Below are 14,070 nucleotides of genomic sequence, written 5' to 3' on the forward strand. Positions count from 1 at the left end.
ATTAACCCTAACCCGACTTGTTCTTTGCGCCTTCCGATCGATTATGGTTTCTGATCCGTTAACAGGATGAAACCATTCGCTTCATTTCGGGACGCATGCGATGAATCTTCCAAGCCGCCATATGCTGATGGGCATGTTCCTGGGCGCCGCCTGCGCCACCGCGCTTGCCGCCATCGGGCCGGGTATGGTTATTGAAGCCTTCGCCGACGAAGCACCCGCCGGCTTCGATCCCTCCAGGCTGGTGAAGTTCGAGGGGCGTGAATACGCCGTCGACTACGACGCGAGCGTCGCCACCACGCCGCTTTCCACCACGCGCATCAAGAAGATCGAAGGCGGCTCGGTCAGCTATGTCACGATCACCACGACAGAAACGGGTACCTATTCCAGCGACGCGATGTTCTCGCCGCATGTCCAGTATCCGGGCATCGCGGTGAAGCCGGTCGAAGCGGCCGGCAACCAGTTTGCCTTCTGGAGCAACGGGCACTGGTCGCGCTTTGTCACCCGCAGCGCTGATTCCTTTATCTACAGCCGCGCCTGGCGCGACTAGCCGAACAGCCAGCCGCGCTTGAACTTGTAGAAGACGTGCAGGCCGACCTGGGTCACCTTGGTCATGCGCGGAGCCCAGGCGGGACGCACATAGGTGGCGTGGTAGTGCGTCGCATCAGCCACTTCGGTCAGGTAAAGCTCACCGGCGGCGTAGCGCTTGGCGATGTCCTCGGCCTGAGCCCAGGCAGTGCGGTCGGAAATGGTTTCGGGAATACCGTCGCAGGCAAAGGAGAACTGGCAGGAATTGCGCCGATGCTGGTTCTGGAACACGACACCGCAGATCGTATCGGGATAGCGGCGATCCTTGACCCGGTTCATCACGACCTGCGCCACCGCGACCTGGCCACGATAGCTCTCGCCACGCGCCTCGAAATAGACTGCAGTGGCAAGGCACCACAATTCCTTGTCAGACGCGGCAACCGGTGTTCCCGTGGCGAAACCGCCGGTGACGGGGGCATTGGCGCGAGCATAGGCGAGTTGTTCGGACGCCATGGCCGGGAGCGGGGAACCAGTGGTGGGCGCAATGCCGGCGATAGCGTCCAGCGCCGCAGCCGCGCTTGGATCGATGGAGGCCACCGACATGCGCGGCCCGTATTCCACGTCACCGGTCGCGGGGAAGTCCACCGTGGCCACTTGCGACTGACCGAGCGCAGAAGCATCGTCGCCGCGGAGCGAGGCGATGCGCACGCGCTCCTTTTCGAAGCTGCGGGAGAAGGCCACAAGATCAACCGGCGGCCGCTTGCGGTCCACCTTCTCGGCACGGTTGGGGCCGGTGAAGCTGGCGCTTTCGAACAGGTGCTCGAAGGATTGAGCTGCAGCCGGCTCGGCGGGCGCCGGCGAGAGACTGGCACTGACAAGGTTGACGTTGGGAGGGAGCGTTTCGGCCAGATCTGCAGCAGGCCCCAAGGCGCCGCTGGTGAAGCCTGCATAGCTCAGCCCACAAAACAAACCCAACGCCAGAAGCCTGGTGAAGGTATGCCGGCGAACCGCTCTGACCGGGCGCGACTGCGCCACCGGCCGGTGGGAATAAGCCATAAACGCTACTCAACAATACGCAACAAAACTACTGATCGGCGAAAGTGACGCTAAAATGCCGACGTTCGTGATGATGTATGATTAGGGTTAGCAGCGGGTAAACAAGCTTTGCGGCGCAGCAATGGGTTAACCATGGCGCGCAGCGGGCAGAAATGTGAAGGGCGAATTTGTCGCAGCTGTCAGCCGTTTAGACGCCACAGGCCGCCAGCACCGGCGCAACGAGTTCACGCAGCGGTGCCAATTCGTAGCGCACGGACAGGGTTCGCGAGCTGGCAGGCGTCACCCGCACGGTCAGGTTGTTGGCGCCCTCGAGGCTGCGCAGGAAGGCCAGCGCGTCGCGCGTATTGTCGAGCAGCAAGGCCGTGTTGCTTTCATCCACCGGCAGCGTGCGGCTGGTGCGTGTGCCGAGGTCGAGCTGCCAGGTTAAGCCCGCATCCCGCCCTAGCGCTGAAATCGTGTTGCCGGCAAAGGCAAAGGCCACGCTCAGAATCTCGTCCGTACAAGCGATCGTGATGGTTGCGGGAGCCCGGCCAGTCGGGCGGGCAGGGATGAGCTGTTGCGACTCCAGCACGATCGAAGCTTCGCCATTTGCCCTATCAGCGGTGGCGAAAGCGGCATCGAAACAGGCCAGCCGCTCTGCGTCCGCCGCAATAGCCGTGCATTGCCTCGCATCTTGCTGCGCCAAGGCGGCGGGGACAGGAACGGCAAGGATCGGCAACAGCGCCAGCACTGGCAAATACTTCACGTGAGCTTGTCCTCCCCTGCCGAACGTCCGGCACCCCCACTATATGGGGATTGTCCTTTGTAATTTAAGCAGATGCCTGCGCCAGCGTCAGCCTAGCCACGGGAACACGGTAGGGCGAACAGCTGACATAGTCGACACCCAGACCGGCGAAGTACTTGAGCGAAGCCGGATCGCCCGCATGTTCGCCGCAGATGCCGATCTTGAGCCCGGGATTGGCTGCCCTGCCCCGTTCGATGGCAATGGAGATCATCTCTCCAACGCCCTTTTCGTCGATGGTCACGAAGGGATCGCGCTCATAGACACCCTTGCGCTGATAGGCGGCGAGGAATGTCGGGGCATCGTCCCGGGAAATGCCGAAGGTCGTCTGCGTCAGGTCGTTGGTGCCGAAGGAGAAGAAATCCACCATATGGGCAATGTCCCCCGCGCGGAGGCAGGCGCGGGGCAGTTCGATCATTGTCCCGAAGGAGAATTTCACCCGCTCTGTCCGCGACAGTCCGGAATTGGCGACGATGGTGTTCACCCGATCGCGCACCCAGGCCACCTCGCTCGCGGTGGAGACGAAAGGCACCATGACTTCGACCGAGACAGGCTCGTTCTGGGTTTCACTGGCGGCGCGCACCCCGGCCATCAGCGCCTGCATCTGCATCTGCAGCATCTCGGGATAGGTGATTGCCAACCGCACCCCGCGATGGCCCAACATGGGGTTGATCTCGGCGATCCGTTCCAGATGCAACCGCAGGGCGCGGACGGCGAGGCCCAGCGAGGCGGCGGTTTCTTCGATCTCTTCGTCGCTGCGCGGGAGAAACTCGTGCAGCGGCGGATCGAACAGGCGCACTGTCACCGGCGCGCCGTTCATGGTCGAGAACAGTGCCTGGTAGTCGCCCGTCTGGTAGTCCACGAGGCCGTTGACCGCCCGGCTGCGATCGTCCTCGTCCTCGCTCAAGATAACGCGCCGCAGCGCCACCATGCGCTCGGGCGAGAAGAACATGTGTTCGCTGCGCGCAAGGCCGATACCCTCGGCCCCGAAGCTCAGTGCCGTCCGCGCCGATTCGACCGTCTCGGCATTGGTGCGAACGGCGATGGTGCGGCTTGCGTCGGACCAGTTCAGCAGGCGCCCGATAGCGCCGCCGATATGGGGCTGGGTCAGCGGCAGCATGCCGGCATAGACCGAGCCATCGTTGCCGTCGATGGTGAGGCGATCGCCGCTGCGAAACTCGCGATCCCCGATCCGGCACACCATTTCGTTGGTGTCGACCGACAGCGTCCGCACCCCCGCGACGCAGGGTTTGCCCGTAATGCGCGCAATAACGCCGGCATGGCTCGACATGCCACCGCGCGCCGTCAGAATGCCCGTCGCCGCGCGCATGCCTTCGATATCGGCCGGTCCGGTCTCGTTGACCACCAGGATACAGTGCTTGCCACGCGCACGCAGCCGCGCGGCATCGTCGGGGTTGAACACGATCGGGCCACTGGCCGCGCCGGGCGATACGCCCAGGCCCACCGCGACGGGTGCGGCACCCTCACTGGACTTGAGCCGTGGGTGGAGCAGTTGCGCCAACCGGTGCGGATCGACGCGGGACACGGCGTTTTGCGCGGTCCAGATCTTGCGATCCACCCGATCGACCGCTGCCTCGAGCTCAGCCGCCGCCGGAACCTGGGAGGGGCGCGCCGACAGGAAGACCACTTCGCCGCGATTGATGGCAACGGTGCAGCACATGTGCCGGCCGGCCTTGGCATCGACGAGCGCCACCAGCGCATCGACCGATGCCGGCAGGCGCGGCAAAGGCGCTCCATTCACCGGCGCGGGTCCGAGCGCTCCCGTCAGGGCGTTGCGCGTCAGAAACTGCTCGATCTCGCCGGGAGCCGCAGCCTGCACGAGCACGATCTGCTTGGCACGGTCTTCATCGGCGCGGCCGCTCCAGCCGGGGCTGAAGCCATAGCTCTCGAAAGCGTTCTTGATCGCCTTGGCCAAAGGCCGCGTCGGATCCACCGAGTCTTCGGGGCTGGCGGGTGCCGGAATGCCAAGCTTGGCAGGTGCCAGGCCGCCATTGTGCAGCGCCGCCGACGTTCGCACCACAAGCGAAGGCGGCGTGCCATCGCGATCCACCAGCTTGAACAGGCAGGCGATCCAATGCGTGCGGAGGCGAATATCCTTCTTGCTGCGCTCCGTCTGCAGCGCGTCCCAGGCGGCACGGGTAAGGGCAATTGTCGGTACGGTGGGAAAACCCGCTTCACCGACGCGGAAGATCCAGCGCGCCTTGCCGCTCAGGAGCTTCAACTGGCTGGCCGACAGGTTCGCCTTGCCCGAAGCGGGGGCGATCGCGAACATTTCCTGCGCCAAACTCACCGTTAAGTCCTTGCCATGATTGTAACTGCATAATGCCTGTGCGGCCCGATTGCTGCAACAAGACTTGACTTGCCGGAGCGGCGAAAGCATCTGACTGATATGGAAAAGCGGCCACAACTAGACATTCTGCTCTGCGCCCCCCGCGGATTTTGCGCAGGCGTCGATCGTGCCATCCAGATCGTGGAACTCGCGCTGCAAAAGTATGGCGCCCCGGTCTATGTGCGCCATGCCATCGTTCACAACAAATACGTGGTCGACGGCTTGCGCGACAAAGGCGCCGTCTTCGTCGAAGAGTTGAGCGAAATTCCAGACACTGACGCACCGGTGGTGTTTTCCGCCCATGGCGTGCCCAAATCGGTGCCGGCGGACGCCAAAAGCCGCAACATGTTTTTCCTCGATGCCACCTGCCCGCTTGTCAGCAAGGTGCATGTGGAGGCACAGCGGCATCATGCCGAGGGCCATGACATCGTCCTGATAGGTCACAAAGGACACCCCGAAGTCGTCGGCACGATGGGACAGCTCCCGCCCGGTTCGATCAGCCTCATCGAGACTGTGGCCGACGCCATGGCTTTCCAGCCCCGCGACCCGCAAAACCTCGCCTTCGTGACCCAGACCACCTTATCGGTCGATGACACCAAAGAGATCGTGGCGGCGCTGCAGGCGCGCTTCCCCTCCATCGCCGGGCCGCACAAGGAAGATATCTGCTACGCCACCACGAACCGGCAGGAGGCCATCAAGGCCGTGGCGCCGGAGGTGGACGCCATGATCGTTGTGGGCTCACCGAACTCCTCCAATTCGCTGCGGCTCGTCGAGGTCGCGGAGCGCTCGGGCTGCAAGATCGCCATGCTGGTCGACCGTGCCTCGGAGATCGACTGGGACCGTTTCGCCGGTATCCGCTCGCTTGGCGTCTCGGCTGGCGCCTCTGCGCCAGAAAAGCTCGTGGACGAGGTGATCGAAGCCTTCGCCCAGCGCTACGACATCAAGGTCGAGGCGCGGGTAACGGCGCGGGAGAACATCGCCTTCAACATCCCGCGCGAGTTGCGCACCATCGAAGCGGCCGTCGCGCGTTGAGCGACAAGGTCGTCATTCACACCGACGGTGCCTGCTCCGGGAATCCCGGCCCGGGCGGGTGGGGCGCAATTTTGCAGTTCGGCGAGCATACCAAGGAACTCAAGGGCGGCGAGGCCCTCACCACCAACAACAAGATGGAGCTCACGGCTGCCATCGAGGCGCTCAACGCGCTGAAGCGCCCCTGTGAAGTCGAACTCCACACCGACAGCCAATATGTCAAGAACGGCGTCCAGGGCTGGATCCATGGCTGGAAGCGCAATGGCTGGAAGACCGCCGACAAGAAGCCGGTCAAGAACATGGAGCTATGGCAGGCGCTCGACGAGGCGACCAAGCGCCACCAGATAGACTGGCGCTGGGTAAAGGGCCATGCCGGGCATGACCTCAACGAGCGGGCGGATCAACTGGCGCGCGATGGCATGGCGCCGTTCAAGGTCAAGGCCTGACCGTTACGATGCCTTGGCTGCGCGCTTGGGCAGCACATGCTTGATCGCCTTCCAGGCGGGCGAAATCACATAGCCGGCCACCGGAATCAGCAGGGCCCCCAAGGCCAAGCCGAAGAAGAAGTCGACAAAGGCCGTGGCGAACCATCCGGCAAAACCTGCAATCGCCGGGAATGTATGTTCGGCCCAATGCGCAGCCGCCTCAATGATGTGTTCGGGTGCGTCCAGGCCGAATTCATAGAGCCCATGGGCAACGATGCTGCCACCCACCCAGGTCATTGCGGCGGTGCCGATAACGCTCAGGATCTGCATGAAGACAGGCATTGCCTTGACGATGCCGCGCCCAATACCGCGCCCCGCACCGGTACGGGCATGCGTTGCCGTCCACAGCCCGAAGTCATCGGCCTTCACGATCAGGGCGACTGCGCCATAGACGGCGACGGTGATGCCCACCCCCGCGACGGCGAGGATGGCGGCACGGGTCCAGAAGTCCGGCACTTCGATGGCGGCCAGGACAATGGTCATGATCTCGGCAGAAAGGATGAAGTCCGTCTTCACCGCGCCCGCGACCTTCTGGTCTTCGAGGCTCTGCGGATCGACGGCTGCGGGCTCGAGTCCTGCTTCATGCGCTTCGGCGCTGTGGGGCGCCAGTGCGTGGAAGACCTTCTCGGCGCCCTCATAGCAAAGGTAGGCGCCGCCGATCATCAGCAGTGGCGTGATCAGCCAGGGCGCAAAGAGGCTCAGCAGCAAGGCCGCTGGCAACAGGAACAGCAGTTTGTTCTTGATCGAGCCCCAGGCGATCTTGCCGACGATGGGCAGTTCGCGGTCGGCCTTGAAGCCGTGAACATAGTTCGGCGTCACCGCGGCGTCGTCGATGACCGCCCCTGCGGCCTTGACGCCGGCCTTCGCTGCCTGGCCCGCAATGTCGTCGAGCGATGCTGCCGCCACTTTCACGATACCGGCGACATCATCGAGCAGGGCCAGCAAGCCGACACTCATGAGCTATTCCCCTGCCATGGACACTGGTTAGCTAACTGCCTCGATGGGTGGGAGTTCCCTAGCCAGCAACTTTGCTGAAGTCGGCAACCAGGTGCATGGTATCGCGCAGGCGCGCCAGGAGGTTCAGCCTGTTGATGCGTACCGCGGGGTCGGCGTCGTTGACGAGCACGGCGGTGAAGAAGCTGTCCACTGGGGCCCGCAGCGTTGCCAGTTCCGCCATGGCGCCCTTGTAGTCGTCCTTGGCCACGTGATTGGCGACAGCCGCATGCACAGCGTCCACGGAGAAGGCCAGCGCCGTTTCTTCCGGCAGCTTCAACGCATCCTGCTCGATGGCACCGGCAAAGCTGCGTCCGTCCTTCTTTTCTTCAGCGGCCAGGATGTTGGCGGCGCGCTTGTACCCGGCCAGAAGGTTTTGACCATCCGCCGATGACAGCAAGGCCGATAGGGCTTCGGCGCGCTGCGTGATCTGGAGAATGTCATTGCTTTCGGCCGAGATGACCGCATCCACCAGGTCATGCCGCGCCCCGGCATCGCGCAGTGACACCTTGAGGCGGTCATGAAAGAAGGCAAGGAGATCGACCTCCACATTAAGCGGGAAGCGCAGCCCGTTCTCCGTGATGATGCGGATCACGCCCAGAGCCGCGCGGCGGAGCGCAAAGGGATCGCGGGAGCCGGTGGGCTTCTCGTCGATGGCCCAGAAGCCGGTCAGGAGGTCGAGCTTGTCGGCCAGCGCCACGGCGATGGACACGGGCTCGGTGGGCACCTTGTCGGTCGGGCCGAGCGGCTTGTAGTGCATCTCGACGGCCGTGGCGATATCGGCCGGCTCACCCTGCGCCGCGGCGTAGTAGCGGCCCATCAGGCCCTGCAGCTCGGGAAACTCACCGACCATGCCGGTGGTGAGATCGGCCTTGGCCAGCATGGCAGCCCGCTTGGCACGTTCCGGGTCGGCGCCGACCTGCGGCGCGATCTCGCCGGCAAGCTTCACCAGCCGCTCGACGCGCGCGAACTGCGATCCAAGCTTGGCATGGAACACCGTCTCTTCGAGCTTGGGCAGCCCGTGCTCGAGCGGCAGCGCCAGGTCGCCATTGTAGAAGAACATGGCATCGCTCAACCGCGCGCGGATGACGCGCTCGTTGCCCGCAACGATCACGGCGCCACCGTCCGTTGCCACCGTGTTGGCGGTGATGATGAAGTTGGGCGCCAGCTTGCCACTCGCATCGCGCAGGCAGAAGCATTTCTGGTTGGCGCGGATGGTGGCGATGATCACTTCCTCGGGCAGTTCGAGGAAGGCGGGATCGAAGGAGCCCATCATCACGACCGGCCACTCGACCAGGCCCGCCACCTCTTCCAGCAGGCCTTCGTCGCCGATCACCGTCAGCCCCTGGGCGAAGGCCAGGTGCTCGGCGTCGGTGCGGATGATGTCCTTGCGCCGGTCGATGTCCAGCACCACCTTGGCGCGCTCCAGCGCCTCGACATAGTCGTCGAAGCGGCGCACGCGAATGGCTTCGGGCGCCAGGAAACGGTGGCCAAAGGTGGTTTGGCCGGAAGAAAGCTCGTTGGAGCTGAAGGGAATGACCACCGGCTCTTCGTTTTCGCTGCCAAAGGTGGCGGTGATGGCCCGCAGCGGGCGCACCCAGTTGAAGCTGCCCCGGCCCCAGCGCATGGACTTGGCCCAGGGGAAATCCGTCAGGATCTTGGGAAGGATGGTCGACAGGAGCGTGACCGCTTCGGCACCCGGTTTCTTGATCTGAGCCACATAGAAGTCGCCCTTCTTCGGATCGCTTTCGATCTTGGCCTGATCCAGCGACGCAAGGCCGGCCGAGCGCAAGAAGCCGTCGATCGCCGGCTGCGGCGCACCAACCTTCGGCCCCTTCTTTTCTTCGCTCGTGTCGGGCGAGCGGGTGGGCAGGCCCGTCACCGTGAGCGCCAGGCGGCGCGGTGTCACGAATGCCTTGGCCCCCTCGTAGACCAGGCCTGCATCCACCAGCGCATTGGTCACGGCCTTCTTGAGATCGTCGGCGGCGCGGCGCTGGAAGCGGGCCGGGATTTCCTCGGAAAACAGTTCGAGCAGCAGTTCGGGCATGGACTTACCAGGGTTTGGAGGCGCGGATTGCTTAGCTTGGGTGGGGCGGGATGTCTATTGCGGATTACCAGCCGCCACCGCCGCCGCCACCGCCCCCGCCGCCGGAAAAACCACCGCCACCACCGCCCGATGAACCAAAGCCCGACGAGCTTGCCTGCACCGGCTGCGCCGCGACCATGGCCGCCGTCATGCTGGCTGCCGCAGCGCTGATGGCATTGGTCATGTTCGACGCTGTCTGGGAGGCGGAACCCGACCAGCCGCTGCCGCGATACCAGTGCGGCTGGTAGTCCGCCCTTGCGTCAGCGACAGCGTGACGTTCCAGCTCCGCTTCGAAGTGGTTGCTCCACGGCTTTTCGACGCCCAGGGCGATGGCAAAGGGGAGCATACGCTCGAAGCGGGCAACGGTCATGGGTGGCGCACCAGCCATGTTCATCCGCTCCTTTTCCGCCGTCTCGATATAGAGCTTGAGCCCCTCGATCTGGTCCATGATCTTGCGGCCCTGGAGGGTGGGCGCCCGCATCAGCACCGCAAAGCTTATGGTGATGACCACGATCGATATGGCCGCTATGGCGCCGACATTGACCTGGGTGCTGCTGAAGGTATCGACCAGCATGCCGCCCAGGTTGAAAACCACGATCGCACCCCAGAAGAAGCCGAAGAAGCTGAGGACCTTGAAGCCATGGCGGAAGCGGCTGATGGTGCCGATGACGATGCCGGCGAGAACGCCCAGGACGATCGATCCGAGCAGCCAGTCGGGCGTCAGCACGTCCATGCCCACCATGCCCACGAGCAGGAGGATCGCCAACACCACGCCCAGGACGGAATAGCCGGTATTGTTCTTGAACCAGACCGAACGGTTCTCGCTCGAGATGGCGCTGGTGAATTCACCGCGCTTCTTGGCGATCTCCGTTCCGGTAGCCTTGTCGATGGTGACGGTCTGTCGCTCCGTAAGGTAGCCGAACAGCAGTTTCTCGCCCGAGGAGAGCTTCTCCTCAGGCTCCTTGCCGGTCACGGCGATCTTGAGCTTGCCCGCCGCGTTGTCGATCACCACGAGGCCTCGCACGCCGAGGTCGAAAATGGCCGACGTGAATGCCGTCCAGCCGGAATTGTCGAAACCCCAGTTATGCACGTAGTTGACCAAGGCCGGCGAGAAGCCCTTTGGCGGGTGAAACAGGGGGATGATCACGCCCTTTTCCGGGTCGCGCCCGACGCGGTACCAGGCCAATGCATTGTAGGCGATGGCGATCAGCGCCGCGAGCACCGGCAGGATAACCTCGCGCAGGTCACCCAGTCGCTGTCCCGCTGCGGCAAACCCGGTCGGAAAGGCAACGACGCCCTTGTTGAAGGCGACGGCGATGGTCATCCCCTCCCCCGGCCCGAGCGCCCTCGTGGCCCGAAAACTGGCCGTTGCATCTGACGTTCGCTGGATCGAGACGGCCTGCTCGCTGGAGCCGACTTCGCCGGTATAGCCGGCAAGGTTTGAAATCACCGCTCCGTCAGGCAGTGTCACATTGGCCCGCGCGTGAAGGATCGGGAATATCCAGTAGTTGCCCGTGGCGTTCCAGTAGAACTCATCGTGGTCCTCGAACGCTCGTGCCATCCGGGTCAGCGAATAGCGAATGACATAGCGGTGGACGTCGCGGCTGATGAACTCATTCGGATTGCCGATCCAGATGCGCTGGAAGTCACCCATGCGCTCGACGCGGAACATCTCGGCTTGGCCGTCGCGCATCACCGAGCTGACCTCGAGCTCGGGCCGCACCTTGCCGCCATCGCGTCCCAGCATCATCACCGGGATGTCACGGTAGATGCCGCGGCTGATCTCGATCCCTTCGGCGCGTATCTCGATGGTCTCGGTCACCTCGGCCGTGCCGTCCACCTGAAGGACAACGTCGGAGGTGAAGAGCCGGATCTCCTCCCGAGCCAGGACTGGCAGGGCGAGGACAAGGAAGGCAACAAGGGCGGCAAGGACGCGCCTCAGGGCGCGCAGAGTTCCGTGAGAGCGCCCACGGGCTGCCAAACGCGCAGTGTCCAAAGTGCCGCCCTCAGTTGAACTTCACGCTGGGAACGGCCCGGTCGGCTTCGTTCTCCAGCTCGAAATACTGCGCCTTCTGGAAGCCGAACGGGCCAGCGATGAAGTTGGAGGGCACCGACTCGACCATGACGTTGAGGTTGCGCACCGCACCGTTGTAGTAGCGGCGCGACATCTGGATCTCGTCTTCCACCGTCTGCAGGGCGGTCTGGAATTCCAGGAAATTGGTGTTGGCCTTGAGGTCCGGATAGGCCTCCGCTGTGGCGATCAGCCGGCCCAGGGCCGCCGAAAGCTGCCCTTCGGCAGCGGCACGCTGTTCGGGGGTGCCATTCGCCGCGCTGGTTGCAGCGGCGCGGGCATTGGTGACGGCTTCAAGCGTCTCACGCTCGTGGGCCATATAGCCCTTCACCGTTTCCAAGAGATTGGGGATGAGGTCGGTGCGCCGCTTGAGCTGCACGTCGATGCCGGACCAGCCCTCCTCCACCAGCTGGCGGTTCTTGACGAGGCCGTTGTACAAGGCGACGGCATAAAGTGCGGCGATAACGACAACGGCAAGAATGATCCAACCGAACATGGTGCGGGCTCCCTGAAGCGCTCACGGCTTTGCGAGCGGACCTTTACACCGAGGTTGGAGAATCGCAATGGGCAGCGCCGGCCGGCGCAGCGGGAGGTCCAGCCGGTCGCGCTACTTTCGAAACCTACAGGTCAGTCTACGCCGCCACCCGACGTCTGCAGCCAGGCCTCGCCGCAGCTCTTGGCGAGTTCGCGAATGCGCAGGATATAGCTCTGCCGCTCGGTCACCGAGATGACGCCACGGGCATCGAGAAGGTTGAAGTTATGCGATGCCTTGACGACCTGCTCATAGGCGGGAATGGCCATGGTGTGCCGGTTCCCCTCGGCGCTCTTGGCCAGGATGGCACGGCACTCGTTTTCGGCATCGGCGAAGTGGCGGAACAGGATCTCGGTGTCGGCCACTTCGAAGTTGTACTTGCTCGATTCCTGCTCGTTCTGCAGGAACACGTCGCCATAGGTGACCTTGTCGTCGCCGGTGCGGCCATTGAAGTTGAGGTCGTAGACGTTCTCGACACCCTGCACATACATGGCGAGGCGCTCGAGGCCATAGGTGATTTCACCCGGAACGGGCGAACACTCGAAGCCGGCCACCTGCTGGAAATAGGTGAACTGCGATACTTCCATGCCGTCGCACCAGCATTCCCACCCCAGGCCCCAGGCACCGAGCGTGGGGCTCTCCCAATCGTCTTCGACAAAGCGGATGTCGTGCAGCGAGGCGTCGAGTCCAATCGCCGCAAGCGAGCGGAGGTAGAGCTCCTGGATATCGGGCGGCGACGGCTTCAGGATCACCTGGAATTGGTAATAGTGCTGGAGCCGGTTGGGGTTCTCGCCATAGCGGCCATCCTTGGGCCGGCGCGAAGGCTGCACATAGGCGGCCTTCCACGGCTTAGGGCCAAGCGCGCGCAAAGTCGTCGCCGTGTGGAAGGTACCCGCCCCCATCTGCATGTCATAGGGCTGCAGAACGACACAACCCTGCTCGGCCCAGAACTGCTGCAGCGTGAGGATAAGCCCCTGAAACGAGTTCTTGGGGTCCATATGTGGCGGGCGTTCAGTCATGTGGCAGTCCCTGCTATGCGGGACAAACCTCTAGTTTGGCAGCCCGAACCGGTCAACGATGATTGTCGTCGCCGGGGCGGTAAGTGCCGTCCTCGTCACGCTTGAGGTCGATGACACCGGGCTGCGCCCGTTCCCGCAGGTCGCGTTCACGGCGCAACCGGCGCTGCTCCTGTTCCTGCATGTTGAAGTGCCCGGTCCAGTCGCGCCAGATGCGGCGCAGGCCCCAGAAGATGGCAAAGCCGACGACGGCCAGGATGAGTACGCGCCAGATCACAGGCCAAACCTCCCCCAGGTGATACGGTCCTCGACCGTGGCAGCCAGGTCGCTGCTCAGGTTTGCGCCAAAGCTTAAACGGGGAAGTCCGAACCAGGGTCGCTTGGGTGCAATGACCTTGAGGGCGATGTCCTTGCCATAGCGCTCGCGCAGGGTGCCATGTAGGTCGCCGATGCCGTCCACCAGCCCCAGTTCGACCCCGCGCAGGCCGGTCCACCATTCGCCGGTGAAGAGAACCTCGTCATCGGCCCTGAGCCGGCCAGCCCGGCGCTGTTTTACGAAGTCGATGAACACCTGATGGATATCGAGTTCGAACTGCTTGATGCGTTCGACATCACTGGCCTTCTCCGGCAAAAACGGATCAAGCGTGGACTTGTTGTTGCCGGCGGTATGCACGCGGCGCTCGATCCCCAGCTTTTCGAGCGCACCCACAAAGCCGAAGCCCGCCATGATGACACCGATGGAGCCGACGATTGAGCTCGGATCGACGAAGATCTCATTGCCAGCCACGGCAATGAAGTAACCGCCTGAAGCGGCTGCATCCTCGACGAAGACCAGCACCGGCTTGCCGTGTTCTTCGGCCAGGTCTCGAATGCGCTTGGCAATGAGGCGGCTCTGCACCGGCGAGCCGCCGGGAGAGTTTATGACGATGGCAACGGCCGGTGCCGACTTGATCGAAAAGCCGCGCTTGAGCAGCGGCTCCACCGTCGCGATATTGAGGCGGCCCTGCCGCTGCTCGGCAGCGATGACGCCATGCAGGCGAATAACCGGTATGACGGTCTTGCCGCGGCCCAGCAGACGCTGCAGCCAGTGGCGCTTCGGCGTGGTCGGTGCGGCCATGCTCGATCCTTCTTGCTTTGCGCAGATTTA

The 14,070-nt window shown here is 63.6% G+C and carries 13 protein-coding genes; 3 read left to right on the forward strand and 10 right to left on the reverse strand.

The genetic code is table 11. The features are described from left to right. Positions 1-100: 100 nt before the first annotated feature. Entirely contained in the window at positions 101-547 is a 447-nt protein-coding gene (locus VIL88_RS15960; protein ID WP_331990578.1) for a hypothetical protein, read from the forward strand. Here VIL88_RS15960 and VIL88_RS15965 read toward each other — a convergent pair. The 3 genes from VIL88_RS15965 to VIL88_RS15975 form a co-directional block, all read right to left on the reverse strand. Next, positions 544-1,581 (reverse strand): cell wall hydrolase, encoded by a 1,038-nt coding sequence (locus VIL88_RS15965; RefSeq protein ID WP_331990579.1) that lies wholly within the window; start codon positions 1,579-1,581, stop codon positions 544-546. The two genes, VIL88_RS15960 and VIL88_RS15965, sit on opposite strands and share 4 nt — an antisense overlap. A gap of 187 nt (positions 1,582-1,768) precedes the next feature. Beyond that, complete coding sequence (locus tag VIL88_RS15970) at positions 1,769-2,326, reverse strand: hypothetical protein (protein WP_331990580.1); 558 nt, start codon at positions 2,324-2,326, stop codon at positions 1,769-1,771. A gap of 64 nt (positions 2,327-2,390) precedes the next feature. Continuing rightward, a complete protein-coding gene (locus tag VIL88_RS15975) occupies positions 2,391-4,655 on the reverse strand; it encodes a putative PEP-binding protein (protein ID WP_331990581.1) in 2,265 nt (754 codons plus the stop codon). A gap of 117 nt (positions 4,656-4,772) precedes the next feature. Between VIL88_RS15975 and ispH the strand changes: the two genes are divergently transcribed. Further along, on the forward strand, positions 4,773-5,744 hold the full coding sequence (gene ispH / locus VIL88_RS15980; protein ID WP_331990582.1) for a 4-hydroxy-3-methylbut-2-enyl diphosphate reductase: 972 nt from the start codon (positions 4,773-4,775) through the stop codon (positions 5,742-5,744). Continuing rightward, positions 5,741-6,187 (forward strand): ribonuclease HI, encoded by a 447-nt coding sequence (rnhA, locus tag VIL88_RS15985; protein WP_331990583.1) that lies wholly within the window; start codon positions 5,741-5,743, stop codon positions 6,185-6,187. The genes ispH and rnhA overlap by 4 nt, the downstream gene beginning before the upstream one ends. Before the next feature lie 3 nt (positions 6,188-6,190). On the opposite strand, the gene VIL88_RS15990 is transcribed toward rnhA, so the two are convergent. From VIL88_RS15990 to VIL88_RS16020, 7 genes are all read right to left on the reverse strand, one after another. Then, entirely contained in the window at positions 6,191-7,183 is a 993-nt protein-coding gene (locus tag VIL88_RS15990) for a DUF808 domain-containing protein (RefSeq protein ID WP_331990584.1), read from the reverse strand. 58 nt (positions 7,184-7,241) lie between these two features. Next, positions 7,242-9,266, reverse strand: coding sequence for a glycine--tRNA ligase subunit beta (glyS, locus tag VIL88_RS15995; protein WP_331990585.1), 2,025 nt, complete (start codon positions 9,264-9,266; stop codon positions 7,242-7,244). Between the two features lie 64 nt (positions 9,267-9,330). Continuing rightward, complete coding sequence (locus VIL88_RS16000) at positions 9,331-11,301, reverse strand: DUF2207 domain-containing protein (protein ID WP_331990586.1); 1,971 nt, start codon at positions 11,299-11,301, stop codon at positions 9,331-9,333. A gap of 10 nt (positions 11,302-11,311) precedes the next feature. Next, the gene (locus tag VIL88_RS16005) at positions 11,312-11,872 is read right to left on the reverse strand and encodes a LemA family protein (protein ID WP_331990587.1); all 561 of its coding nucleotides are present in this window, start codon (positions 11,870-11,872) and stop codon (positions 11,312-11,314) included. Positions 11,873-12,003: 131 nt separating this feature from the next. Then, positions 12,004-12,927 carry a glycine--tRNA ligase subunit alpha gene (locus VIL88_RS16010; protein WP_331990588.1) on the reverse strand — a complete coding sequence of 308 codons (924 nt, stop codon included), beginning with the start codon at positions 12,925-12,927 and terminating at the stop codon, positions 12,004-12,006. A gap of 52 nt (positions 12,928-12,979) precedes the next feature. Beyond that, positions 12,980-13,201 carry a hypothetical protein gene (locus tag VIL88_RS16015; RefSeq protein WP_331990589.1) on the reverse strand — a complete coding sequence of 74 codons (222 nt, stop codon included), beginning with the start codon at positions 13,199-13,201 and terminating at the stop codon, positions 12,980-12,982. Further along, on the reverse strand, positions 13,198-14,040 hold the full coding sequence (locus VIL88_RS16020; protein ID WP_331990590.1) for a S49 family peptidase: 843 nt from the start codon (positions 14,038-14,040) through the stop codon (positions 13,198-13,200). Before VIL88_RS16020 ends, VIL88_RS16015 begins: the two co-directional genes overlap by 4 nt. Positions 14,041-14,070: the final 30 nt, after the last annotated feature.

It is taken from the genome of Devosia sp. (genome assembly GCF_036563435.1).
Taxonomy (GTDB): domain Bacteria; phylum Pseudomonadota; class Alphaproteobacteria; order Rhizobiales; family Devosiaceae; genus Devosia.